This is a genomic window from Bacillus thermozeamaize (assembly GCA_002159075.1).
Taxonomy (GTDB): Bacteria; Bacillota; Bacilli; order ZCTH02-B2; family ZCTH02-B2; genus Bacillus_BB; species Bacillus_BB thermozeamaize.
The window spans coordinates 24,201-49,720 of record LZRT01000062.1 but is presented as its reverse complement, the minus strand read 5'-3'; the positions used below and the strand labels follow the sequence as shown (position 1 = coordinate 49,720).

Annotated in this window: 28 protein-coding genes and 1 other annotated feature; all 28 genes read right to left on the bottom strand. The window is 55.1% G+C overall.

The window, feature by feature from the left end; genetic code table 11:
- Positions 1–22: 22 nt before the first annotated feature.
- Positions 23–1,108, bottom strand: a complete 1,086-nt coding sequence (locus BAA01_08220; protein ID OUM88347.1) for a hypothetical protein — start codon at positions 1,106–1,108, stop codon at positions 23–25.
- A gap of 126 nt (positions 1,109–1,234) precedes the next feature.
- On the bottom strand, positions 1,235–1,552 hold the full coding sequence (locus tag BAA01_08215; protein ID OUM88346.1) for a hypothetical protein: 318 nt from the start codon (positions 1,550–1,552) through the stop codon (positions 1,235–1,237).
- A gap of 86 nt (positions 1,553–1,638) precedes the next feature.
- A complete protein-coding gene (locus tag BAA01_08210; GenBank protein ID OUM88345.1) occupies positions 1,639–3,087 on the bottom strand; it encodes a hypothetical protein in 1,449 nt (482 codons plus the stop codon).
- A 26-nt stretch (positions 3,088–3,113) separates the two neighbouring features.
- Positions 3,114–3,938 (bottom strand): hypothetical protein, encoded by an 825-nt coding sequence (locus BAA01_08205; GenBank protein ID OUM88344.1) that lies wholly within the window; start codon positions 3,936–3,938, stop codon positions 3,114–3,116.
- 12 nt (positions 3,939–3,950) lie between these two features.
- A complete protein-coding gene (locus tag BAA01_08200; GenBank protein OUM88343.1) occupies positions 3,951–4,397 on the bottom strand; it encodes a hypothetical protein in 447 nt (148 codons plus the stop codon).
- 63 nt (positions 4,398–4,460) lie between these two features.
- Positions 4,461–5,819 (bottom strand): flagellar protein export ATPase FliI, encoded by a 1,359-nt coding sequence (locus BAA01_08195; protein ID OUM88342.1) that lies wholly within the window; start codon positions 5,817–5,819, stop codon positions 4,461–4,463.
- On the bottom strand, positions 5,791–6,612 hold the full coding sequence (locus BAA01_08190; GenBank protein ID OUM88341.1) for a hypothetical protein: 822 nt from the start codon (positions 6,610–6,612) through the stop codon (positions 5,791–5,793). Before BAA01_08190 ends, BAA01_08195 begins: the two co-directional genes overlap by 29 nt.
- Position 6,613: 1 nt before the next feature.
- Positions 6,614–7,621: a flagellar motor switch protein FliG gene (locus BAA01_08185; protein ID OUM88340.1), complete on the bottom strand. Its 1,008-nt coding sequence runs from the start codon at positions 7,619–7,621 to the stop codon at positions 6,614–6,616.
- Positions 7,622–7,665: 44 nt separating this feature from the next.
- The gene (locus tag BAA01_08180) at positions 7,666–9,237 is read right to left on the bottom strand and encodes a flagellar M-ring protein FliF (GenBank protein ID OUM88339.1); all 1,572 of its coding nucleotides are present in this window, start codon (positions 9,235–9,237) and stop codon (positions 7,666–7,668) included.
- Positions 9,238–9,326: 89 nt separating this feature from the next.
- Entirely contained in the window at positions 9,327–9,614 is a 288-nt protein-coding gene (locus BAA01_08175; GenBank protein ID OUM88405.1) for a flagellar hook-basal body complex protein FliE, read from the bottom strand.
- Positions 9,615–9,646: 32 nt separating this feature from the next.
- Complete coding sequence (locus BAA01_08170; GenBank protein OUM88338.1) at positions 9,647–10,099, bottom strand: flagellar basal body rod protein FlgC; 453 nt, start codon at positions 10,097–10,099, stop codon at positions 9,647–9,649.
- A 5-nt stretch (positions 10,100–10,104) separates the two neighbouring features.
- Positions 10,105–10,491: a flagellar basal-body rod protein FlgB gene (locus BAA01_08165; protein ID OUM88337.1), complete on the bottom strand. Its 387-nt coding sequence runs from the start codon at positions 10,489–10,491 to the stop codon at positions 10,105–10,107.
- Positions 10,492–10,725: 234 nt separating this feature from the next.
- Positions 10,726–10,819, bottom strand: a binding site (cyclic di-GMP riboswitch class I).
- 179 nt (positions 10,820–10,998) lie between these two features.
- On the bottom strand, positions 10,999–11,781 hold the full coding sequence (locus tag BAA01_08160; protein OUM88336.1) for a transcriptional repressor CodY: 783 nt from the start codon (positions 11,779–11,781) through the stop codon (positions 10,999–11,001).
- Between the two features lie 48 nt (positions 11,782–11,829).
- The gene (locus BAA01_08155; GenBank protein OUM88335.1) at positions 11,830–13,215 is read right to left on the bottom strand and encodes an HslU--HslV peptidase ATPase subunit; all 1,386 of its coding nucleotides are present in this window, start codon (positions 13,213–13,215) and stop codon (positions 11,830–11,832) included.
- Complete coding sequence (locus BAA01_08150; GenBank protein ID OUM88334.1) at positions 13,212–13,778, bottom strand: HslU--HslV peptidase proteolytic subunit; 567 nt, start codon at positions 13,776–13,778, stop codon at positions 13,212–13,214. Before BAA01_08150 ends, BAA01_08155 begins: the two co-directional genes overlap by 4 nt.
- Complete coding sequence (locus BAA01_08145; GenBank protein OUM88333.1) at positions 13,775–14,698, bottom strand: tyrosine recombinase XerC; 924 nt, start codon at positions 14,696–14,698, stop codon at positions 13,775–13,777. Before BAA01_08145 ends, BAA01_08150 begins: the two co-directional genes overlap by 4 nt.
- Before the next feature lie 108 nt (positions 14,699–14,806).
- On the bottom strand, positions 14,807–16,897 hold the full coding sequence (locus tag BAA01_08140; protein OUM88332.1) for a DNA topoisomerase I: 2,091 nt from the start codon (positions 16,895–16,897) through the stop codon (positions 14,807–14,809).
- 119 nt (positions 16,898–17,016) lie between these two features.
- Entirely contained in the window at positions 17,017–18,099 is a 1,083-nt protein-coding gene (locus tag BAA01_08135) for a DNA protecting protein DprA (GenBank protein ID OUM88404.1), read from the bottom strand.
- Between the two features lie 132 nt (positions 18,100–18,231).
- The gene (locus BAA01_08130) at positions 18,232–19,134 is read right to left on the bottom strand and encodes a succinate--CoA ligase subunit alpha (protein OUM88331.1); all 903 of its coding nucleotides are present in this window, start codon (positions 19,132–19,134) and stop codon (positions 18,232–18,234) included.
- Between the two features lie 75 nt (positions 19,135–19,209).
- Complete coding sequence (locus BAA01_08125; GenBank protein OUM88330.1) at positions 19,210–20,373, bottom strand: succinate--CoA ligase subunit beta; 1,164 nt, start codon at positions 20,371–20,373, stop codon at positions 19,210–19,212.
- Between the two features lie 244 nt (positions 20,374–20,617).
- Positions 20,618–20,905 carry a hypothetical protein gene (locus tag BAA01_08120; GenBank protein ID OUM88329.1) on the bottom strand — a complete coding sequence of 96 codons (288 nt, stop codon included), beginning with the start codon at positions 20,903–20,905 and terminating at the stop codon, positions 20,618–20,620.
- A gap of 49 nt (positions 20,906–20,954) precedes the next feature.
- Positions 20,955–21,335, bottom strand: a complete 381-nt coding sequence (locus BAA01_08115; GenBank protein ID OUM88328.1) for a hypothetical protein — start codon at positions 21,333–21,335, stop codon at positions 20,955–20,957.
- Positions 21,280–21,594 (bottom strand): hypothetical protein, encoded by a 315-nt coding sequence (locus tag BAA01_08110; protein ID OUM88327.1) that lies wholly within the window; start codon positions 21,592–21,594, stop codon positions 21,280–21,282. The genes BAA01_08115 and BAA01_08110 overlap by 56 nt, the downstream gene beginning before the upstream one ends.
- Complete coding sequence (locus BAA01_08105) at positions 21,588–22,736, bottom strand: hypothetical protein (protein OUM88326.1); 1,149 nt, start codon at positions 22,734–22,736, stop codon at positions 21,588–21,590. The genes BAA01_08110 and BAA01_08105 overlap by 7 nt, the downstream gene beginning before the upstream one ends.
- Entirely contained in the window at positions 22,729–23,343 is a 615-nt protein-coding gene (locus BAA01_08100; protein ID OUM88325.1) for a ribonuclease HII, read from the bottom strand. Before BAA01_08100 ends, BAA01_08105 begins: the two co-directional genes overlap by 8 nt.
- A gap of 57 nt (positions 23,344–23,400) precedes the next feature.
- The gene (locus BAA01_08095) at positions 23,401–24,273 is read right to left on the bottom strand and encodes a ribosome biogenesis GTPase YlqF (GenBank protein ID OUM88324.1); all 873 of its coding nucleotides are present in this window, start codon (positions 24,271–24,273) and stop codon (positions 23,401–23,403) included.
- Between the two features lie 33 nt (positions 24,274–24,306).
- Positions 24,307–24,867: a signal peptidase I gene (locus BAA01_08090; GenBank protein ID OUM88403.1), complete on the bottom strand. Its 561-nt coding sequence runs from the start codon at positions 24,865–24,867 to the stop codon at positions 24,307–24,309.
- A 217-nt stretch (positions 24,868–25,084) separates the two neighbouring features.
- Complete coding sequence (locus BAA01_08085; protein ID OUM88323.1) at positions 25,085–25,459, bottom strand: 50S ribosomal protein L19; 375 nt, start codon at positions 25,457–25,459, stop codon at positions 25,085–25,087.
- Between the last annotated feature and the right edge of the window lie 61 nt (positions 25,460–25,520).

Sequence of the window (25,520 nt, the reverse complement as noted above, 5' to 3'; positions counted from 1 at the left end):
CGTCACCCTTTCCCTTCACGCTTTAACGCTTGAGGTTAACCAGCTCCTGGAGCACCTCGTCCGAAGTGGTGATGATCCGGGAGTTGGCCTGGAAACCCCGCTGCGCGATGATCATTTCGGTGAACTCCTCCGACAGGTCCACGTTGGACATTTCGAGGAAGCCACTGTAGATGGCGCCGCTGCCAGTTTTTGGATCATTGGGTGTCGTGATGTGATCTTCCAAATTACCAATATCTGCATTCCCTGTATATTGATATAAAGAATTTCCTACTTTCAGTAGTCCTTCAGGGTTTTGCACCACAGCCATTGCAATTTTATATGGAAGAATGTACTTTTCCCCATCACTACCTAGAACCTCAATCGTTCCATCTGAACCAATGGAGTAATCAACGATTTCGACTGGCGTATTTGCAGTGCCATCACCATCTGGGTCATGTCCCAAGATATCATTCGTTCCTTTAAAATCTGATGGTTTTACAGCTATACCATATCCAGTCCTTCCAGAAGCCTGTACATATGCTGGAGGTGTAGCTTGAGCGTCAAAATAATATGCACCTGCCGGGACATACTTCAAATTGATAGCTAAATAATTTTGAGCTGGGGTTCCCGGATTGTTATTAGGAACTGTAACCGGCGTACCCGCTTGGATTCTTGGAACTAACGTGTTACTAGGATTACCTATAACCAACTCGACTCCCACCACTTTCATCCCACGGGTATCCACCAAATCACCGTTGGCATCCAGTTTGAAATTACCCGCCCGTGTCAAATATTTCACATTTCCTCCATCTCCAGTGACCAGGAAGAATCCATCCCCGTCAATGAAAAAGTCCGTCGGATAGTTGGTGGTCTGCGGGCTGCCATTCATAAACTTGGTATCAATGGAAGAAATCGTCGCACCCAAACCTACCTGCTTCGGGTTAACGCCTCCTCTTGGAGCTGCCGGAGCGGTGGCGCCCTGAAGCGTCTGGCTCATGATGTCCTGGAACATCACCCGGGAACTTTTAAAGCCGACGGTATTGACATTGGAGATGTTGTTGGAAACCACGTCCAGTTTGGTCTGGAAGTTCCTCAAGCCGGAAATTCCGGAGTAAAATGAGCGAAGCATCGGTTCAACCTCCTTTTCGGAATAGGTTCACCATAGAGCAGGGTTGAATTGGATTGTCCCTTTTTGCGGTTTTCCCGCCTGACGTTCCCTCAGCATGTTTTCAACGTACGGCATCGCTGTTGGAAATTACTCTGCCGGAGGCTTGTATTCCAGCGCGCCTTTGATCTCCCGCAAGGTCTGCTGGATTTCTTCCAACACCTTCAACATTTTTTCCTGCCCCTGTGCCACGGCAATCATCTGCTCCAGGGCGCTGAACTGCGCCAGCTGGACGATGAATTCACGGTCCTCCATCGGCGCCAGCGGATCCTGGTATTTCAGCTGCGTGACGAGGAGCTTGAGAAAGTCATCCTTGCCAAGGATTTGTTTAGCTTCCCGCTCGTTGGACGGTTGCGTGTTTTGGCTGTTCATCACGCTGGCGGTGCTGCCCACGGCAAACGCCGGCATTCAACTCCCCCCTTTTGTTCCAAGGCCATCTGCCAAGGACCTCATGGTCCACTCATCCATTTCATCTATTCCGAATGCAACACGCCTTAAACGCTTAAATCAATTCCCTCATGCGATGTGGAAACAGGACCGCCGCGGTACAATCCTTGTCCCCTAAATTCCTCACCTTCTATTGCCTGGTAACGGCTGGCTGCGAAAGCTGTATTTCCATCCCCGTGCTGCTGGCCTGCGCTGTTTCTTTGTTCCTGATAAAACGAAGCACCCTGTTCATGCCAGTGGAAGGGCGAATCCTCTCCCACAGCTACGGTGATTTTGTCCACTTGCAGCCCTTGTTGCGCAAATGCCTGCTGAAGGGACTGGAGCTGGCTTTCCAGTACATCCCTGGCCAACCGGTTGTCGACATAAAGATGTGCCTGGAGCGTCCCCTGATGGAGGATCAGCTTGACATGAACCGTTCCGAGCTGTTCCGGGTATAGCTGAAAACGGGCTTCGTAACCCCTTCCCTCCAGCGTGTCAAAGCGGGAGAGAAGCAACCGGACAGAGGGAATGGGCTGCGCTGCGTCACGGACCGGGTTCTGACTCGCCTCGGTTTGAGTAAGCCACTGGAGAAAGGAACGATCCGCCGGCGCTGTCGCCTGTGTTGAACCCGTCTGGAAGGAGGAGGATTGTATGTTGCCGTACAGCTCATTCTGAGCTTGGCCGGATGAGCCATCCCGACCAGACCCTGCACGAGCGAAAGCGCCCTGCATCAGGGATTCCCTCGCCAGATTGACAGCCAGCTCGCCTTGTTCATTCCATCCAACGTTCAACCGTCCATTGGCCCCTTGACGCTGCAATCCAACTTCCTGAATAACTTCCTGAATGACGGATTGCAAATCCTGGCCTGAAAATGCTTGTCCTCCATGTCCTTGATAATGAGCAAGGATCATTTGAAGTGTATCGGGTGTCACGCGGGCCAAGAACGACTGCTCTGGCGGATTGCCTTGCTGCTGCATCAACATCTGCAGCCAATTCAACAGTTCCTGTTCTCCAACCACTCCGGCAGGAAGGTTGCCGACACTGTGCGGAAGTTGGATGTGCCCTGCCATCGCTATTTTTTGGAGCCATTGCCGCAAGATGGTCTGATCGATGCCATTCAAGGCCATCAGTGAATTTTGGTTCAATCGGCTTAGCGGGTCTTCTCCACCTGTTTTGCCGCCAGAGTTTGGTGCGTCACCCTGTTTCGCCATACCGGACAGGGCCTCGGCTTGAAGCAGAAAAGGTTGAAAGAGCGCGGCCAGCCAGGATTGGAGCAGCGTATCCAACGTGCCCTGGGACGGCACATCCGGTACAGGCTGCAGCCCCTCATTTCCGGGTTGGCTTGAATGGACGCCGGACAGCCCTCCGGAAGGAACTTCAGAAAGCAGGGAGGCTTGCAGCCATTCCGCAAAAGGGGTGACGGGTCTGTTGCCTGAAGAAGCGCTGTTCAGCGAAGCTCCCTGGCTTCCTTTGCCGACAGGGACTGTTGAACCGGCTGACATTCCTTGAAACCACATGTTGCTCACCTCCTTTGACCTATACTTTATGACGATCCCCTGACCAATTGCCGGCCGATATCCGTGGCAACATCCGCATCCAGGGCAGCCATGATCCGGGCCCTCGAGCCGGGATTCATGGAGCGCAGAATCTCCAGCGTTCCGGTCCGATCGCGGTTCCACCACTGCTGCAAAATGTCCGCGGCCGGTTCAGGTTCCATGGCGGCAAGAGTCTGGGCCATGTCGGCTGCCGTGACCGGCTGCGCCGCCGGTACGGAGGATGACGCCGGCAATGCTTGCGCCAGCCGAGTTCGCACCAGATCCAAGTCGGTCTTTTCGTCCAGCGGAGGTATTTCCTGTATCGCCAGTGTAAACTGCGCTGCCGTCTGCGGGTCAAAGCGTGGAAGGATGCGGCTGCGTTCCCTGTCGCTCATCGCTTTGAGGATCAGCGCCGCCTCTGCCCGGGGCATCGCCTGGAGAATGGCGGCTGCCTTGCTCGGGGACATCTTGCTGTAAAGGTTGGCTGTCGCTTTCAGCTGCCGGTACTGTTCTTCCGGCGCCGCCTGCTGTTCATCCTGCTGCCCCTTCTCCTGCTGTTCGCTCAGTTGCCGGTTGAGCTGCTCCACCTGATTCTCCAGCTGGCGGTTGGCATCCTGCAGCCTGGCAACTTCTTGGCGCAAAGCATCCGTCTCCTTTTCCAGCGCTTGCATGCTTTTTTCGCCTTCCTGGCGGTTTGCCGACAGCGGCCAGCCAGGAGGAGCAAACAGATACCAGAGAACTCCCGCGGCGATCAACAAGAGGAAGAACACAGGCAATATGACCTTCAGCCGGCTATTTTTCGCTTGCTTTCCTTCATGGTTGCCTTTGGCCATCCCTGTCCCCCCCTACGAACGATACGCATGACGGTGGCTGGCCAGCTCATCCAGCTCCTTTTGTTCACGCCTCTGTGCTTCGGCAAGTTGCTTCAGCAAAATCATCTGATTCAGCTTGAACCACATTTTTTCATCCACGGAACGAGAGATGACCTCCTGGCGCTTCTCTTCCATCCGGTGGACAGCCTGTTCGACCTTTTGCCGCTGGAAATGGATCTGTTCCTTCATCCGTTGCTGATAAAGATCCCATTGCGACCAGAATCCGGCAGGAAGAGGTCTGGCTCCTTCAAGGAACTGTTCCAGCATTTTTTCCTGTTGCAGCTGGAAGCGGAGCATTTCTTGCAGCCTGTGATCCTCCTGTTGCTTGTGGTCGATGGCCTGTACCAGATGCTGCTGGCTCTGCTGCCGCGCAAGCTCCTTCAAATGGGCGATCCGTTTCGCCATCTCTGGTCTGATCATCCGAATCTCCCGTCCTCCTTCTCATTGGCGCCAGGAAATCGACAGCCGGCCGCCTTCAGTCTGTCAATCCTCCCCATGCGGAGGCGTCGATTGCCCGGAACGCTTGCCTTCCAGTTGCTCGTAAAGGTCGAACAACGCCTGCATATTGGCCTCGAAGCTGCTCGCTTCATCCACATCCTGCTTGAGAAAGGCTTGAATCATCGGAAAGGCCCTGACCGCCTGGTCCACTTTCGGCTGGTGACCTGCCTGATAGGCCCCGATGGTGATCAAATCCTCATGTTGGCGATAAATGGACAGCAATTCTTTCACCCGGTTGGCTGCCTGCCGCTGCGTCTCCGGTATCACTTCATCCATCACCCGGCTGACGCTCTGCAGGACGTCAATCGCCGGAAAGTGTCCCTGCTGCGCCAGTTGGCGTTCCAGCACGATGTGGCCATCCAGAATGCCGCGAACGGCATCCGAGACCGGTTCATTCATGTCATCTCCGTCCACCAGTACCGTGTAAAAAGCGGTGATCGAACCTTTTGTCCCGGTGCCCGTCCGTTCCAACAGCTTCGGAAGGTGCGCAAACACGGACGGCGGATAGCCGCGGGTGGCGGGTGGCTCGCCGCTGGCCAGCCCGACCTCCCGGGCGGCCATCGCAAAACGGGTCACCGAATCCATCATCAGGAGGACATCCCGGCCTTGCTCGCGGAAAAACTCGGCGATGGCAGTGGCCACGACAGCCCCCTTCATCCGAACAAGGGCCGGTTGATCAGAGGTGGCCACCACGACGACAGAACGTGCCAGTCCTTCCGGGCCGAGGTTTTTGTCAAGAAAGTCGCGCACCTCTCTGCCCCGTTCGCCGATCAGGGCGATGACGTTCACGTCGGCATTGGTGTTGCGGGCAATCATCCCCAGCAAGGTGCTTTTTCCCACGCCGCTGCCTGCGAAGATGCCCATCCGCTGGCCCCTGCCGACGGTCAACAGGCAGTCAATGGCCCGTATACCGGTGCCCAACGGCTGGCGGATCGGCTGCCTGCAGAGGGGATTTTCCACCTGCCTGGCCGTAGAAAAAGGGGTCATGGCAGGAAGAGGTCGCCCATCCAGGGGCTGACCAAGCCCGTTCAGCACCCGGCCCAGCAGCTCTTCGCCAACCTGGATCGCAAACGGCGAGTGGGTGCTGACCACCCGGCTTCCCGGGCCGACGCTGCTGATTTCACCCAGCGGCATCAAAAGCAGGCGGCCTTCACGAAAGCCCACCACTTCGGCCAGCACCGGTTCGTCCTGCGGTCGGGGAAATATCTGGCAAAGTTCGCCGATATTGGCCTCAAGGCCCATCGCCACGACGGTCAGGCCAATCACTTCCACCACCCGTCCGATCCGCCGATAAGGATTCAGTTGCGGCAGCGCCTCAATATACTTCGACAGGTGAATATTCATGGGATATCCTCTTCTCCCGCAACGCCATCAGCTGCTCCCGGATCGTGGCCAACTGAGCGTCCAGTGTCGCCTCAATCGTTCCATGCTCGGTGTGAATGACGCAGCCCGGGCTTGCCACTTCCGGATCGACAGCGATCTCAATCAGCCGTTCTCCTTCCAGCAGGGCGGACAAGTCATGGCGGAGTGTTTCGACGGCCGGCAAGTCAGACGGATGAACGACCAGGCGCACCCTGCCTTGCAGCCGGTTTTCCCGGAACGCCTGACGAATCAATTGCCGGGCGGTCTCTTCCTGCTGTTCCGCCAGTTGTCCGAGAACCTTGCGCACGATGGCCAGGCACAGCAGGAGGACATCGTGTTCCGCCTCCTGTATCATCTGTTCCTTGATCTGTGTGGCATGCCACAGGAGTTCATTGATCTCCCGCAAGCGACCCTGCCACTCTTCTTCCGCCCGGGCAGCTCCTGCCCGGTACCCTTCTGCCAGCCCCTGTTCCCAGCCTGTCTGGTATCCTTGCTCTCTGGCTTCCTCCCGCAGGCGTGCCAGTACTGCCTCCTCCTGTTCCCGCCACCGCGCCAGTTGTTGGCGGCTTTCTTCTTCCAGGCGCCGCGCCTTTTGGCGGGCTTCTGCCAAGATGGAATCGGCCAGCCGCCGTACCGGCTCGGTCAACTCCATGGGCGTCTTGCCGGCAGGTTCCGCTTTTCCATCACCGTGGGTGAGATGCCTGGGGCCAATCGTCACGGGGCCAGACAATGGGGCCTGACCAGCGAGACGAATAATCCGTCCGGTTTTTTGCAAGTTAGACAACGATCTCATCTCCTCCGCCGCGAGAAATGATGATCTCGCCCATCTCCTCCAGACGGCGAACCACCGAGACGATACGCATCTGCGCTTCTTCCACATCACGGATGCGCACAGGACCCATATAGGACATCTCTTCCTGGATCATCTCCCGCATCCGCGAGGACATGTTCCGGAAAATGGCCTCCTTCACCTCGTCGCTGGCCACTTTCAGGGCCAGTTGCAGATCGGTGTTGTCCACATCCCGGATCACCCGCTGGATGGAACGATCATCCAGCGTGACGATGTCCTCAAAGACAAACATCCGTTTTTTGATCTCCTCTGCCAGCTCCGGCTCAGTGAGCTCCAGTCCTTCCAGAATGGCCTTTTCCGTCGAGCGGTCGACCCCATTGAGGATGGAGACGACACTTTGAATGCCCCCTACCTCTTCATAATCCAGGTTGGCCATCGTCGACAGCCGCTGTTCCAGGACACGCTCGACCGAATGAATCACATCAGGTGAGGTGCTTTCCATCTTCGCGATCCGGCGTGCCACATCCACTTGTTGCTCGCTCGGCAGGGAACTCAGGATCATCGCCGCCTGTTCCGGTTCAAGATAGGAAAGGACAAGCGCGATGGTCTGCGGATGTTCATTCTGGATGAAGTTGAAAATCTGCATCGGATCCGCCTTGCGGGCAAATTCAAAGGGGCGAACCTGGAGGCTGGCCGTCAGGCGGTTGATGATTTCCCTTGCCCGCTGTTCCCCCAGCGCTTTCTCCAAGACATCCTTGGCATATTGAATCCCGCCTTGCGATATGTATTCATGCGCCACCCAAATTTCCTGAAACTCCTTCAACACACTGGAGGTCATCTCCGGTGTCACCTTTCGAAACGCCGCAATCTCCAGTGTCAGCTCCTCAATTTCTTCCTCATTGAGATGCTTGAACACTTCGGCGGAAAACTCCGGCCCCATGGAAATCAACAGGACGGCCGCTTTTTGCTTCCCTGTCAGCTTGCGGGTTGCCACATCAACCCCTCCTTACCCATGGGTTCACCCCTCCGGTCATACCTTCAATCTTCCTGCATCCAGGTGCGCAAGAGCTGGACAAATTCTTTCGGTTCTTTGCGCATGGCCTCTTGCAATTTCTTTCTCATCTTGCTTTCATCTGATTCTTCAAGCAACACGGGCAACTCCTCGGGAGGATAAACAGTTGTCAATTTTGCCGTCTCCCCGAGCTCTTCCGCCTTCCGGCGACGGCGGAACCACCAGAAGAGAAGCCCGCCCAGCAACAGGATGCCTCCAGCAACAGAAGCCCAGAGTTGCCAGGAATTGTACCACGGTTCCTCCGTTTGGGCATGTCCTTCAAATATCCGGTAATCGACCGCGATCTTGTTCTGGATGTCGGCAGGCGTCCAGTTTTGCCCGCTGCCGCTCAAGGAAGCGCTGACGATGCCTGTGAGCATGTTTTGGATGCGCTCCCGGTCCTGCTCAGCAGCCGCCAAATCGTTCGGATCCCGGGGTTCAAACCAGACCGCCACCGAGAGATCTTCCACCCGGTAGGGACTGGCGACTACTTCCTTTCTGATCCGGTTCACCTCATAATTGATGCGTTCTTCCAGGCGTTCGTAGTTGCCGCCCTCGGCCTCACCCTCACTGACGTACCGGGGCACCTCGCCGCTGCCTGTGCCGACCACTCCACCGGCTCCCAGACCGCCACCGGTCGATTGTTCCTGAATGTTCTCCTCACTGATGGGCAACCCCCGGTCGTCGACGACCGGCTCCACCAGGTTTTCCTGCCGCTTCTCCTGATCAAAGTTCAGGTTGGCGAAAACCTGGACGATCACCCGATCAGGACCGAAAATGGCCCCCAGCGTCCGTTGAATCTCCTGCTGCAGGCGCTGTTGGAAATTGACCCTGATTTTTTCTTGCTGCTCGTAGGCCGAACCCAAAATGGTATCAGATTGTCCCGTTTGGGTGGTCGAAAGCAGCATGCCGTTTTGATCGACGAGCGAAATGTTTTCAACGGGCAGATTGGGCACGCTTTTCGAAATGAGCTGGTACAGGCTGTTAATCTGTTGGGGTTCCAGGCGGGTGCCCGGTTCCAGCTCCAGGACGACCGAAGCGGTGGCCGGGTTTTGCTCATCGGTCAGCCAAACGCTCCGCTGCGGCATCGTGATCATCACATCGGCATCCTTGACGCCGTCCAGTTGCTTGATCAACCGCTCCAGTTCCCCTTCGATGACGCCCTTTTCCAGCACTTTGAACTGTTCCTGCGTCATGCCCAAACCCAGGTTTTGCATGAACACTTCATAACCGATGGAACCGCTCTGAATTTTATCCGCCAGCTGTACTTTGACATTCGCCGCCTCCGACTTGGGCACCGAAACCATCGTTCCGTCTTGCGACAGGCGGTAAGGTATTCCCATTTCCGTCAGTTGCTGGGTCACCGTCTGGGCGTCCTTCGGTTCCAAATCGTAAAAGACGACTTCATATTCCGGCCGCGTCAACCAGACGACAAGGGAAACCAGCAGAATGATTGCCGCAAGAACAGCTGCGAGATAAAAAATTTTCTGCCTCCTGGAAAATGTTCCCCACCACTCAGTAAGACGTGACCAATACTGCTTCAGGGTTTCGTTCACCATGTCACCTCGTGCTCACTCTTCCGCTTTCATTGCAAAATTTCATGGCAGGATAGCCTGCCAGCCATCCTCTGGCCACGTGAGACGGCCGGTTAGATTTGCATCCGCATGATCTCCTGATACGCTTCCACCACTTTGTTGCGGATTTGAACAGCCATCTGCAGGCTGATGGCGGCCTCTTCGGCGGCAATCATCACATCGTGCAGGTTCTCGGCCTGCCCGCTGACCAGCTGCTGTGTCATCTGTTCGGCGCGGATCTGTTGTTGGTTTACCTTTTGTAGCGCTTCTGCCAAAAACGTCTTAAAGCTGTCCGTGATTTCGCGCGAGACGGTTTGCTGCGGGGAATGGACACCCTGACCTCCGTCAATGCCCGGTGCCATCAGCTGATTCATCACAGAACTGAGCAAGCGGATCAACCCCTTCCAATTTCAAGCGCTTTGGCCAGCATGGTCTTGCTTGCCTGAAAAGCGGTCACATTGGCCTCATACATCCGGGTGGCGGTCAGCATGTCCACTTGTTCCTTCAATATGTCCACATTTGGCAAAAGGACATATCCTTCAGCGTTGGCATCCGGGTGCTCCGGCATGTATACTTGCTGAAAGGGTGTCGGGTCCTCCACGATGCGCCTGACCACCACGCCCTGGCCAGGCCCGATCCTGCCCATCGCTTTCTGCAAATGGCTGGCAAATCCGCCCCCCAACGGGGCAAACTGAACCATCTTCCGCCGGTACGGCAGCCACTGGCCGTCCACGTATTGGCTCCGCGTCGTCTGGGCATTGGCGATGTTGGAAGCCACCACATCCATGCGGAAACGCTGGGCCGTCAAACCGGATGCGCTGATTGCCAGTCCGTCAAACATCTGCATCACGCTTATCTCCCTTCAAGGACACGTCGGTATTGCGCCAGGACATGTGAGGTCTGTTGAACCAGCGCCTGATACCAGAGGGCATTCTGCGCCATGGACGCCATCTCGTAATCCAGATCCACATTGCTCTGGGCATTGGAGTTGGTCAGGCGCCCTTCCTGAACCACCTGAATCTCCGGCACGGGACTTTTGCCGATCTGCAGATGGCGGGGATCCGTTTTCTTCCCGATGAACGCGTGCCGGTCATACGCATCTTTCAAAACCTGCGCAAAACGCACATCTGAACGGCGAAAATAAGGTGTCTCCGCATTGGCCACATTGTCGGCCAACACCCGCTGCCGGAGTGCGGCGGCATCCAGCGCAAGGTTCAACTCAGGAGGGAGAATGGTCATTTTCTCACTTCCTTGCCTCATACGATGGATTGGATGTCAGTCGTATACCATTTGCTGCAATTTTATTCAATATTTGTCTTATTCGACATAAGAAATCCTTTTCCTGCACCTTTCACCTCTTTTCGCTAAAATTTCACTGAATGAAGATACCGCCTCATAAAACGATTTTCGTGCACATACTTAGATCTCAGAAGCGAAATAAATAAGCCTTGTCGCAAAACGACAAGGCACCCCAAGTGCAGCATGGCAGTCATGGCGCGGCATCTCGCCGCGCTTTAGACCCATTGCTTTGCGCCGCCAGCTTTCGCTGGGTTTGCCCTGTCCTGGGAAATCACATTGGAAATATTTATCTATTAATTGGTCAGTTTTACCATACCACAAATTTCATAGGACGACAATAAGATACATAAATAAACATAGAAAAACAAAAAATCCCTCCTCTTGCGGCCACAGATCACCGAAGAGGAAGGATTGGCGAAACGTTTCAATATGACACGCGCCCTGCCATCAGGATTCTGCCTTCAGTTTTTCCAGTTCGGTCAGCAGCTTTTCATTCAACACCTTGATGTAGGTTCCCTTCATACCGAGCGAACGGGATTCAATCACCCCGGCACTTTCCAGCTTCCGCAGCGCATTGACGATGACAGAACGGGTAATCCCCACCCGATCCGCAATCTTGCTGGCGACCAAGAGCCCTTCCTTGCCGTTGAGCTCTTCGAAAATATGTTCAACTGCTTCCATTTCGCTGTAGGAAAGGGAACCGATGGCCATTTGGACGACCGCCTTGCTGCGGGCCTCCTGTTCGACCGCCTCCGAACGCTCACGCAAGATCTCCATGCCGACAACCGTCGCGCCGTATTCGCCCAGAATCAGGTCATCATCCACAAATTCCTTGTTCAGTCGCGCCAAAAGCAACGTGCCGAGACGCTCCCCGCCGGCAACCACCGGAACGAGGGTCGTGTAGGCCTTGTCCAAAATGCCGCGCATTTCTACCGGAAAAACGGTGAGCGGGCTGTCCAGCGTGATGTTCGCCTTCGTCTCATCTTCCTTCAACAGCAGGTTGTTGTACTCCTGGGGAAAACGGCGGTCCTCGATCATCTTGTTCAGGCGATCATTTTCGATCGGCGTGTAAATCGAGACGCCCAGCATTTTTCCTTTCCGGCTGACGACAAAGGTATTCGCTTCAATGACATCGCTCAACACTTCAGCCATCTCATTGAAATTGACAGCATGTCCTGCCGTTCTTTGCAAAAGACGGTTGATTCGACGTGTTTTGGCTAGCAGATTCATCGTTACAACATCCTCCTTCTCAAGGCTTCTTTTTTTCTATTTTAACATTTATAAAATATATTGACTTAAATCCTCATCTTCCACAATCGGTCCCAATTTTTCCCTGACATACTCAGGGGTGATTTCCACTTTTTCCAGATTGATGTCCGGCGCCTCAAACGAAAGATCCTCCAGCAATTTCTCCAGCAGCGTGTGCAGTCTGCGGGCGCCAATGTTGTCTGTCTGCTGGTTGACTCTGGTGGCCAATCTGGCGATTTCGCGGATCGCTTCTTCCGTAAAGTGAACCTGGATACCTTCCGTTTCCAGCAACGCACTGTACTGTCTCAACAAGGCGTTTTTCGGTTCCTTGAGGATCCGGACAAAGTCCTCTTCGGTCAGGTTATCCAGTTCGACGCGAATCGGCAGCCGGCCCTGCAGCTCAGGAATCAAGTCTGACGGTTTCGCGATGTGAAAAGCTCCCGCAGCGATGAACAGAATATAATCGGTCTTCACCGGACCGTATTTTGTCATCACGGTAGAACCTTCGATGATCGGCAAGATGTCCCGCTGTACCCCCTCACGGGAGACATCCGGGCCATGCTCCTTGCTGGCGATCTTGTCGATCTCATCGATGAACACGATGCCGGATTGTTCCACTCGCTGGATCGACTCCCGGATCACCTCTTCCATGTCGATCAGTTTCATCGCTTCCTGCTGAGTCAGGATCTTCCGGGCTTCCCGGATGGGAAGGCGGCGCTTTTTTGTCTTTTTCGGCAGGAAACTGCCAAACAACTCCTGCATGTTAATGCCCATCTGTTCAACGCCGGTATTGGAAATGATCTCAAACATGTTTGGAATATTGTCTTCAACCTCGATTTCGATGAGCTCATCTTCCAGCTGTCCGCTGTTCAGCCGTTCTCGAATCTCCCGGCGTTGTTGCTCCAGTTGCTGGTCATGGAAAGCATCCTCCGGCTCTTTGCCATCATCAGGGTTAAAGAGCAGTTCCAAGGGGTTTTTAAACGGCCTCGTTTTGCGCTGGCCAGGAACAAGGATGGAAATAATCCGTTCATTGGCCATCTGTTCGGCCCGATCCTGGACCTGTTCAATTTTCTCCTGCTTGACCATGCGAACGGCGATTTCGGTCAAATCGCGGATCATCGATTCCACATCGCGACCCACATACCCTACCTCGGTGTACTTTGTCGCCTCCACCTTGATGAACGGCGCCCCCACCAGCTTGGCCAAACGGCGGGCAATTTCTGTCTTTCCGACACCAGTCGGGCCGATCATCAAGATGTTTTTCGGCACAATCTCATCCCGCATTTCCGGCGGCAGCAGGCTCCGCCGATAGCGATTGCGAAGGGCAACCGCGACGGCCTTTTTGGCTTGTTGCTGACCGACGATGTATTTGTCCAGCTCGGCGACAATCTGCTTGGGCGTCAGCGTCTGGTTCATCCATTCCCGCCTCCCTCTCCCGCCAACGTCTCCACGACAATCTGGTGATTCGTGTAGACGCAAATGTCGGCAGCAATGGACAACGCCGTTCTGGCCATCTCCTCGGCGCTCAGGTGAGGAGCATGTCGCTTCAGCGCCCTGCCGGCAGCCAAGGCGTAATTGCCACCGGATCCGATGGCCATCATCCCGTCATCCGGTTCAATCACCTCTCCACTGCCTGAAACAAGGAGGAGGCGATCCTGATTCATGACCAGGAGGAGGGCTTCCAAGTGGCGCATCAGTTTATCCGTCCGCCACTCCTTGGCCAGTTCCACCGCCGCGCGCAGCAGGTTCCCGCCAAACTCTTCGAGGTTTTCCTCAAAGCGTTCAAACAAGGTCAGTGCATCGGCCACGGAGCCGGCAAAACCGGCCAATACCTGGCCATGATACAGGCGGCGCACCTTTTTCGCCTGATGTTTCATGATCGTGGCCTCACCAAAAGTGACCTGCCCGTCGCCGGCCATCGCCGCCTGTCCTTGGTGATGTACGGCAAAGATCGTGGTGGCGTGAAACATCCCCCTCATGGTTTTGCCCCTTTCGCTCGCGGGTGTGCATCCACATAAACCTGGCGCAACGCCTCCCGGGTCGTATGTGTGTAGATCTGGGTAGTAGAGATGTGCGCATGTCCCAACAGTTCCTGCACCACCCGGATGTCGGCGCCGCCGTTTAGCAGATGTGTGGCAAACGTATGCCGAAGCACGTGTGGGGACAGGTTGATCAGATTGGCGAGCTGCCTTGCATACTTGTCCAGGAGACGGCGAATGCTGCGGTCACTCAGACGGGTTCCCCGGTGATTCAGAAACAGCGCCCCCTGATCGAGCCCATCCTTACATTTGGCCGCAAGCTGAGGCCTTCCTGATTTCAAGTATTTCCCAATCGCCATAATTGCATAACTTCCCAGCAAGACGATTCGCTCTTTTCTTCCTTTCCCCCACACCCGGGCCTGGCCAGTCGCCAAATCCACATCTTCCAAATCCAGGCCCACCAACTCACTGACACGCATCCCAGATGCATAAAGCGTTTCGACAATCGCACGATCCCGTAAGCCGAGTGGTGTCCCGGTGTCAATGACTGCCAGGAGTTGTTCCACCTCCCGCGGGTATAGAAATCGAGGCAGACGTGCCTCCGTTTTTGGTGTAGCCACCAGCATCAGCGGGTTATCTGTCAGCCGTCCCCGTTGGATCAAATGCTTGAAAAGACTGCGCAGGGTGGCCAGCTTGCGGGCGATGGTGCGGCGGGCATACCCTTTGTCATACAGATGACTCAGGTAGGCCCTCACCGTATACACATCCACCTCCGCAAAACTGGTGCGGGAACGCTCTTCCAGAAATTCGGCAAACTGCCGGACATCCTGCTGGTACTGGCGGAGAGTATGAGTAGAGAAATGGTGTTTTGCATGGAGCATGTCGATGAAATCTCGACATTCTTCTACAAGAGTAGACATCTTTTTCACTCCATTCAAAACAAACATATAACATAATAGCACAATTGAAAAGAGCCTGGCAAGATAAATTGTGTATTTCACGTGAAAAATTCTGAACGCCCGTTCAGTCTAGCCTTGCGACGTGGCCGGTTCCGCCTCATGGTAGCCACATACGGTACATACAACGGATTTCTCCTGTTTTTTGCCCTTTTTCTCCACCATGAGCGACTGGCACTGCGGACAGGCCTTTTCCACCGGCTTATCCCATGACACGTAATCACATTCCGGATAGCGATCGCATCCGTAAAAGGTACGACGCCGTTTGGTTTTGCGTTCCACGATTTGGCCGCCGCACTTCGGACATTGGATGCCAGTGGATTTTACAATGGGCTTGGTGTTGCGGCATTCCGGAAAACCGGAACAGGCGAGAAACTTGCCAAAACGCCCGTACTTGAAGAGCATCGGACGGCCGCACTTTTCGCAGGTTTCATCGGCCACCTCGTCCTGGATCTCGACACGCTGCATCTCCTCATGGGCCCGTTTCAGTTTTTGCTGGAATTCCTTGTAAAAATCATCCAGGAGTTTAACCCATTGGATCCGCCCTTCCTCTACCAGGTCCAGGTTCTCTTCCATTTGCGCCGTAAATTCCACGTTCAAAATGTCGGGGAAAAATTCCTCCATCAGCTGGATGACGAGCTCACCCAGCTCCGTCGGGACAAACCGCTTGTCCTCCAGGCTGACGTAACCGCGTTTTTGGATTGTCTCCAGCGTCGGGGCATAGGTGCTTGGCCGGCCGATGCCGAGCTCCTCCATCGTCTTTACAAGACGCGCTTCCGTGTAGCGGGGAGGCGGTTGTGTAAAGTGCTGTTCCGGTGAAATCTTTTCCAGCATGGGCCGATCCCCTTCAGCGAGCGGCGGGAGAAAGCCTTCTTCTTCAACCTGGTCATCCGTTCCCTCAATGTAAACTTTCATAAAGCCAGGAAATTTCAGTTTCGAACCGCTGGCCCGAAACACCGCCTGGCCAGCCACCAGTTCCGCAGAGACGGTATCCAGGATAGCGGAGGCCATTTGACTGGCGACGAAGCGTTCCCAGATCAGTTTATAGAGGCGGTACTGATCGCGGGTAAGATACGCCTTGACGGCATCAGGGGTACGGAAAACGGATGTGGGACGAATCGCCTCGTGGGCATCCTGCGCCCCTTCCTTTTGCGCGAATTGACGCGGACGCTCCGGAAGAAACGATTCACCGTACTGTTCCCGGATAAAGAGGCTGGCCTCCTGGCGGGCCGTCTCGGAAACCCGCGTCGAATCGGTGCGCATATAGGTAATCAAACCTACCGAACCTTCTTTTCCGAGTTCAATCCCTTCGTACAATTGCTGCGCCACCGACATCGTCCGGGATGCCCGGAAATTCAGTTTCCGAGCCGCTTCCTGTTGCAGCGAGCTGGTGGTAAAAGGCGGCGCCGGATTGCGGCGGCGTTCCGACTCCTTGACGGATTGGACCACCAGCGGCTGGCCCTCGATTTCTTTCAGTAAGGCCTGCACCTCTTCTTCCCGCCGCAGTTCTTCCTTTGTTCCGCCACGCCCGTAGAATTTTGCCGTAAAGGGTTGCCCGTCTTTTATCAGATGGGCCGTCACCGTCCAGTACTCCTGCGGGACAAATTGACGGATTTCCCGTTCCCGATCGATGATCAACTTGACCGCAACGGACTGGACACGCCCTGCACTCAAGCCCTTGCGAACCTTTTTCCACAACAGGGGACTGATGTTATATCCGACAAGCCGGTCCAGAATGCGCCTGGTCTGCTGGGCATTGACCAGATTCATGTCGATGGGCCGGGGTTGTTTAAAGGCCTCCTTGACGGCCTCTTTTGTGATTTCGTGAAAGACGACCCGGCAGGGCTCTTCTTCCGGAAGGTTTAAAATGTGAGCAAGGTGCCAGGCAATCGCCTCTCCTTCCCGGTCCGGGTCGGCAGCCAGAAAGACCCGTTTCACTTTTTTCGTGCTGTCCCTGAGTTCTTTCAGGACATCGCCCTTCCCGCGGATCGTGATGTATTTCGGTTGGAATCCATGTTCCACGTCTACCCCCATCTGGCTTTTGGGGAGATCACGGACATGGCCCATGGAAGCCTTGACCATGTATTTTTTTCCAAGGTATTTGCTGATCGTCCTCGCTTTCGCAGGTGATTCCACAATCACTAACGCTTCAAGCTGCGACATGCAATGCTCCTCCTGTCCAAACCTACCCGTGAAATGAAAACAAAACTTTTTCTATTATTAAATCATAAACCTTTCTTTGTCAAACTATGCTTTGTCTGGAAGCAATGTGAGAGGGCCGACTAGTCGCAGCGGATGTAGTAAGATCCCGGCAATTGCCGGATCACCTTTTTCATTTGCAACTGCATCAGCATCGGATAAAGTGTTGCCCATTCCTGCCCGGTGATCTTTTTCAGTTCGTCGATGTGGACCCCTGCATACCCGATGTGCGACAGAAGCCGGTTCTCTTCGGCGGTCAGACGGACAGCATGAGAAGCACTGGAAGGTTTGCCCGCAAAAGCATACTCTTCCAGGATGTCATGGACGCCCGTGACCATTTTTGCCCCTTCCTTGATCAGCTGGTTGGTGCCGCTGCTTTGCACGTTGTAAATGGGACCTGGCACGGCGAATACCTCCCGTGACTGCTCCAGCGCGAAGTCGGCAGTGATCAGGGCGCCGCTGCGACTGGCAGCCTCGACTACAACGGTACCAAGAGACAATCCGCTGATCAACCGGTTGCGCTGCGGAAACAATCCGGCATGAACCGGCGTGCCCGGCGGATATTCAGAGAGGACCAACCCCTTTTGGGCAATTTCCTCATAAAGCCACTTGTTTTCCGGCGGGTATATCTGGTCAATGCCGCAACCAAGCACTGCGATCGTGCCTCCCTGGGACTGCAGTGCGCCCTTGTGCGCCTCACTGTCAATCCCGCGGGCCAATCCACTGACGACGACCCAGCCGTGTTCCGCAAGCTCCCTGGCCAATTTGTAAGCGACCATCCGCCCATAGGAGGTAGGGGTCCGTGTTCCTACCATGCTGATGGCAGGACCCTGCAACAAATCAAGCTTGCCGAGCGCATACAAGACCCAGGGAGGTTGGTGGATCTGTCGCAGGATCTCGGGATAATGCGCATCAAAAATGGTGAGCACGCGGTAAGGCCACGACGCCCGCCGCTTTTTCTGCAGCAGGACCCACGATCCGGCCATGGCCCGCTGCAGCGCCTCCGCTGTTCGCCGGCGGATGCCGATGGACTGGAATTGCTCAACCGGCCATTCGCTCAACTCTTTTAACGAAGCCGTGGCCTGAACGAGACGGTGAATCGTCTGCCAGCCCACTCCCTTTACCGCATCCAGCGCGATCAGCCAATCCCGTTCCTCAAGTTGCATCAGAATCACCCCTTTCTTGCCATGATTCGACGCCCGCCGCAAAAATCCTGCACGATTTACCAATCTCTTCAATCTCTTCAGTTGATTTCGACAAAAAAACGGCATGCCCGAAAGGCATGCCATTCCTTGACTTTACCTCACCTTGACGCGATCCAGGAGATTCCGCTCCTCCAGCACGGCCACCAATGTCGAACCCATCTCGGCAGGCGTGGGAGCTACCCGGACCCCTGCTTCTTCCAGTTTGGCGATTTTTTCTTTTGCCGTACCTTGGCCACCGGAGATAATCGCTCCGGCATGGCCCATCCGCTTTCCTGGAGGCGCCGTCTGGCCGCCGATAAACCCGACGACCGGCTTTTTCATGTTCGCCTTGATCCATTCTGCGGCCCGTTCTTCCGCTGTCCCGCCAATTTCGCCGATCATGATCACGGCTTCCGTATCCGGATCTTCATTAAACAGCTTCAGGACGTCAATGAAGCTGGTGCCATTCACCGGATCGCCGCCAATGCCGACAGCGGTCGATTGCCCAATCCCGCGCGTGGTCAGCTGATGAACCGCCTCGTAAGTGAGCGTCCCGCTGCGCGATACGACACCCACTTTCCCTGGCAGATGGATGTATCCGGGCATTATCCCGATTTTACATTCCCCAGGGGTGATGACGCCAGGGCAGTTCGGCCCGATGAGGCGCGTCTTTTTCCCTTCCATAAACCGTTTGACCTTCACCATGTCCAAGACAGGAATCCCTTCGGTAATGCAAACCACCAGTTCCACGCCAGCGTCGACAGCCTCCATGATCGCATCGGCGGCAAAAGCGGGAGGAACATAAATCACGGAAGCGTTGGCTCCCGTTTTGGATACCGCCTCATGCACCGTGTTAAACACGGGAACCCCTTCTACCGTCGTGCCTCCTTTGCCGGGAGTGACACCGCCCACGATCTTGGTACCGTATTCAATCGCCTGCTTGGTGTGAAACAGACCGGTCGCACCGGTAATCCCTTGTGTGATGACCCGTGTTTCGCGATTGACGAGAATGCTCATCGTCCCAAACACCTGCCTTTTTGATCAAACTTTTCTTGAATTGAAACCCAGAACGTCCCTTCACTTGCGCACGGCTTATTCCTTGACCAGGGAAACAATTTTTTGCGCCCCGTCGGCCATTGAATCGGCGGGAATGATGTTCAGGCCCGATTGCTCGAGGATCTTTTTGCCGAGCTCCACGTTGGTTCCCTCCAGCCGCACGACCAGCGGCCTGTTCAGTCCCAGTTCCTGGGCTGCCGCCACAACTCCTTCGGCGATCACGTCACAACGCATGATCCCGCCGAAAATGTTGACAAAGATGCCTTTGACCTTCTCATCCTGTAAGATAATCTTAAATGCTTCGGTCACTTTTTCCTTGGACGCGCCGCCGCCGACATCCAGGAAATTTGCCGGTTCACCGCCGTAATACTTAATGATGTCCATCGTCGCCATCGCCAGACCGGCGCCATTGACCATACAACCGATGTTGCCATCCAATGCAATGTAACTCAATCCGTGCTTGGACGCCTCGATTTCACGCGGATCCTCTTCATCCAGGTCTCTGAGCTCCAGCAATTCAGGATGACGGTACAACGCGTTGGCGTCAAAATTCAACTTGGCGTCCAGGGCCATCACTTGTCCGTCGCCGGTCACAACCAAGGGGTTGATCTCAGCGATAGAACAGTCCTTTTCGACAAATACCCGGTACAATCCCAGCATGAACTGCACTGCCTTGTTGACGAGCGCATCCGGAATGTGTATGGCAAAGGCCAATTTCCTCGCCTGATACGGCATCAGACCAACCGCCGGATCGATCTCTTCACGGAAGATCTTTTCCGGTGTCCGGGCAGCCACCTCTTCAATTTCGGTTCCGCCTTCCTCCGACGCCATCATCACGACACGTCCGGTCTCCCGGTTAAGTACCAGTCCCAGATAGTACTCTTTCCGAATGTCGCATCCCTGTTCGATTAACAGACGCTTGACTTCCTTTCCTTCCGGACCGGTTTGGTGGGTCACCAGAACCTTTCCAAGGAGCTCTGAGGCGTATTGGCGAACTTCATCCAGGCTTTTGGCCACCTTTACGCCGCCCGCTTTTCCCCGTCCCCCGGCATGGATCTGGGCTTTGACGACACAGACGTCTGTCCCCAGTTTTTTGGCTGCCTCAACCGCTTCCTCCACCGTAAAGGCGACGATGCCTTCCGGCACGGCTACACCATAAGACCTGAGAATTTCCTTTGCCTGATACTCGTGAATATTCATCGACATCCTCCTCTTTAAAAGCGTTTCCGGCATTTTTCAAGCAAACCGGCGAGGAATCTACTGGAAACCAACATCTTATATTTTAGATCAATTGGGACTCGAAATCCATTCACCTGTCTCTGTCAGAAGACAGGAAATACAAAAGCCCGTTTTGTCCCGAACGAGGAACGGACAAACACGGGCCCCGGGCCCCGTCCATCACGTGGCCCAGCGTCTTGCGTCTTGTCAGCAAACAGGCGGCGCATCAATCCTTGCGATAGCTGACATCATGCATGGGGTGCATAAAGCGCGCCCCAGGGAGAATCCCTTCTTCCATCTCTTTATTCTCGACAGAGGTATGCCCCAGGTCATTATGCTCGTCCACCCAACGGTCATCCGACATCACCGCCGGGTCGGTATCGACTGTCCAATTTTTCAAGGGATCCTCCGGAATTCCCGCAGATCCATCGTCTTTCGTTTTAATCCTCTTTTTTGCTTGCACATCTTTCTCGTCCATCGTGAAACCCTCCAGCACCTTGCTGTCTTTTTCCATCAGATCTCCTGATAGGATGTGCACCCCCGGCGAAAAATATCCTTCAAAATCAGGCGAAATCGACGCCTTGCAAGTGCTGAAGAAACGGCTTTTTTCCTTGCCACTCGATCGCAATCACGTCGAGACGCAAGGGCATGGAAAACAATCGCTGCCGGGCCACATACTCCTCAGCGACACGCCTAACCTGCAACAGTTTCCGGCGATCCACCGCCTCCCGGGCGGTACCGAAACCATGCGTCCGCCGGGTACGCACTTCGACAATGATCAGCATCCCGTCCCGTTCCGCGACCACATCCAGCTCTCCCCTGCGTCCCCGCCAATTGACATCCCGTATAGCGTAACCTTGTTCCAGCAAGTAACGCCGTGCCAGTTCCTCACCGTCCTTCCCCGTTTGCTGTCGCCCCGAGGTTTTTCGGGTCACGCTTTTCACCCCGCTTCTGGTCCAAGCGATAAACAAAGGAAAGAATTTCTGCCACCGCCTGGTACAAATGTTCCGGAATCTCCTGTTCCAGATCAAGCTGATACAATACCTCCACCAACGCCGGATCCTCCCAGATGGCCGTCTTCTCACCCACCCGTTCCAGAATTTTTTCCGCTAACCAGCCTTGCCCCTTTGCCGTCATCCGGGGAGCTTTGTCTTTTCCTTGCTGGTAGCGCAAGGCAACCACTTTTTTGCTCGGCTTCAGCACCGTACATCAACCCCGCCTGGCAACCATGGCGGTCCAGACCGCGGCCTGTCTGTCACTTGCCAATGGATGCCGCGAACCCGGAATCCCATCGCGCTCAGCCTTTCAAGCAGTCGTTCCTCTTCAACCCGGCGTTCCGATTCAGGAATGGGATGCTGTGAGGAAACGGTCATCGACAGCACGTTTTCGCGCCAGAACAGTTGTACGTTTAACTGTTTGAGATGAGGCATGTCCAATTGGATCTGAAGATGGCCCGTAGATGGCCATGCGTGGGCTCCTTCATCCTGATAGGCAAGCTGCAGCCAGCCTTTCATCGGCACCCAGGGTGGAAGCGGGTGGGAAAGAAAGCACCATGCATCGCCATGGGAAACAGGCCACTGCAAGATCAGGTGACCCAGCCAGGAGGAATGGACACTCTGGCCTTCCGGGTTGGCGTGACGAAAAGATGACTTGGCAGACTGCTGCAGAAATTGGTAAATCTTCTCGCGCCAGTGATCGAGGCGAAAGGGGGAAAGGTCCGTCAGACGGTCCGGAAAGGCGGATGGCGCTTCAGAGAATGCTTCAGAGAAATGGAATGATTGAAAAAACAGCTTCGCCTGTTGGGACTGAGGGACAGACAGGGCCCGATATACTGCCGAAAACAGGGGAAATTCCAGAGGAAGGCCTCGCATCCTCAAGTGAATGGCGGCCCACAATCCCTGAGGGTTTAAAAAACGGCCCTGTTGCCACTGGTGGAGACGGTTCAACAGGCCGGCATCAAAGGGCAGGCGGTGCTCAGCGAGATACTGCACCGCTGCCCGCATGGCCGGGGCGTCCGGCAACTTCAGCGCGGACAACATGCTCCTCCATTCGTCCACGGACGGATCAACCTCCGCCAGCAGCCTGAGGTGGAGAGCGGGCGCAAGTTGCTCCACAACCAGCCAAACCGCTTTTCCCACGGTCAAGGGGGTTTTCAGATGGGCCCAGAGTCGATGGTCGCCCAGCTGGACAAGCGCCCGTCCGTTGTCTGTCTCAAGCACCAGACCGCGTATCACTTGGCCGGGAAAAAGGCGGAGCAGGCCCTCTGCACTTTTCCCGTCGGAACGCTCCGTGTTCAGCATCTGACGGTATGTTGCCGAAAGCAGTGACAACAAGCCATCAAGCATGTCTTTCTTCCCCCAACACTTGCAACAACTTGCCAAGAAAACTGCGACGATGGTGAGGACTGGGACCAAGCTGAAGAATCCGTTCCCGATGATAGGCAGTGGCATACCCTTTATGTTGCGCAATGCCGTATCCCGGATCCCGCGCTTCCCACTGCTGGCAGAGGCGATCGCGGGTGACCTTGGCCACAATCGACGCTGCTGCGATCGTCTGGCTTTGCTGATCACCGCGGACAATCGCCAGTTGCGGAATCGGGCACTCAATCTGTTCTGCATCGACAAGTATGTACTCCGGCCGGATGGAAAGCTGTTCCACCGCCTGCCGCATGGCCATGCGCGTCGCCTGCCGGATATTCCAGCGATCGATCTGGGCAGCATCCGCCCGCCCGATGCCGACCGCCACCGCCTTTCGGAGGATCACTTCGTACAACTCTTCCCGCTGCTTCGGAGACAGTTTCTTTGAATCGTTTACGCCCTTCACGACGCTATGTGGAGGAAAAATCACACAGGCTGCCACGACATCACCGTAAAGCGATCCTCTGCCCGCCTCATCGACACCGGCAACATAGGTCAGCCCCTCTTCCCACAACCGTTTCTCGTAACTCAACACATCGGCTCTCCCCTTGCTCAACAGATGCTCAACAGACTGCTTGCTCCATATGCTGGTTCACTCGACATCTTGTTTTGAAGATTCCGGAAGCGGTGGCCACTCCAACGAAATCCGGCCGATTTTACCCGTACGAAGCTCCTGCAAAAACAGGTTCGCAGCCTTTTCCAGATCAACTTCACCCCCCGCAATCAAGCATCCTCTCCTTTTGCCGATCGCCGCCAGCCATTCCCACGGTTCACCCTGGAGTGAAGGCAGGTTGTACCGTTGCAGCAACAGGGCCAGGTAACGCTCCCGCAAAAGACGGAGAGCGAAGAGGGCCACCTCCACGATATCCAGGATCTCATCCTTGACGGCACCGCTGGCCGCCAAGCGATACCCCACTCCCTCATCTCCCAGCTTCGGCCATAATACCCCAGGGGTATCCAGCAATTGAAATTTTCCCCGGATGGTATACCATTGCTGTTGCTGTGTCACACCGGGGCGATTTCCTGTCTGGGCCGCCTTGCGTGAAAGCAACCGGTTGATCAGGGTGGACTTTCCCACATTGGGTATGCCGAGAATCATGGCCCGAATGGGTGGCGGCTTGACCCCCTTTTTTTCCAGGGCCAGGCGCTTTTCTCTCAACAGCTGCTCACACTTCGGGATAATCTGTTCCACTCCCTGCCCTGTCAAGGAATTCACAGGCAACACAGGTTGCTCTAAAGCGGCAAACCAGGCAATCCATTGCTCCGTCGCCTGTGGATCCGCCAGGTCAGCTTTGTTGAAGAGAACCAGGCGCGGTTTTCCCTGCACCAGCTGGTCGATCTGCGGATTCCGGCTGGACAACGGCAGGCGTGCGTCGAGCAGTTCCAGCACAACCTCCACCTGTTTCAGGCGTTCCCGTATCTGGCGTGTCGCCTTTGCCATGTGCCCGGGATACCAGTGCACCATCGAAAAACACCCCGTTTCACGCGTGACAGGTTGTTATTCCCCGCCTTTGAGGATCCGAAACGAAGGTAGCGGCCAAAACACCACATCAGCCCGGCCGACGATTTGTTCCTTGGGAATCGCCCCGATCATCCGGCTGTCCTGACTGTTCCTCCGGTTGTCTCCCATGACAAAATATGACCCTTCAGGCACCTGCTGCGGTCCAAAGTCTTCCGTCAAAACCAGTCCAGCCTGATGCGTTTTGCGCCGGTACTCTTCGAGGTAAGGCTCGGCCACTTCCTTTCCGTTGATATACAGCCGGTCATCGCGGACTTCCACCGTATCTCCCGGCAGGCCGATGACCCGCTTGATGTAATCACGCGTCTGCGTGGCATGAAAAACCACGATATCTCCCCGCTTTGGCTCGCCCCACAGGTAAACCGCTTTGGTTACGATCAGCCGCTCACCGCTGTGAAGAGTGGGCGCCATCGACTCTCCATCCACAATAAACGGCGCAAACAAAAAGGTGCGAATCAAAATAAACAGCACAATGGCAAGGATGAAGGCACGCAGCCACTCCTTGGATTCCCGCCACAGACCGCCACGCCCTTCAACCAATGTGGCCTGACGCTCGCGCGTCTCATCGTTCTGCTGTTCGGTCGTCTGATCGCCCACGTACCGCTCGTCCATTCATTTTCCTCCTGAATAGAATCCCTTCCGATCATATCAAAAAAATGCAAGAAACGGCAAATCTCCGGCGCCCGGTCTTTCCATGCGTCAAAGAGCAAAAGAGGACTTGCTTTGCAAGCCCTCTTCCTTGACCATTGCTGGAAATTTACTTGCGTTTCTCCTTGATGCGGGCCGCCTTGCCGCGCAGTTGACGCAAGTAGTACAGCTTGGCACGGCGAACCTTGCCGCGACGTACCACTTCAATCTTGTCAATCTTGGGCGAGTGAAGGGGGAAGGTGCGTTCCACACCCACGCCATAAGAAACCTTCCGGACAGTAAAAGATTCACTGATGCCGCTGCCCCGTTTCTTGATGACAACCCCTTCAAACACCTGAATCCGTTCCCGTTGTCCCTCAATCACCTTGACGTGTACACGCAAGGTATCACCTGGGCGAAATTCCGGGAGATCCGTTCGCAATTGGTTCTGTGTCACTTCCCGGATGACATCCACTGGACACCCTCCTTCCCGCACAACGTTCATATCATATCCCTATGACAGCGGAACGCGTATTCAGACAACAACGTGTATCTTACCACAAATC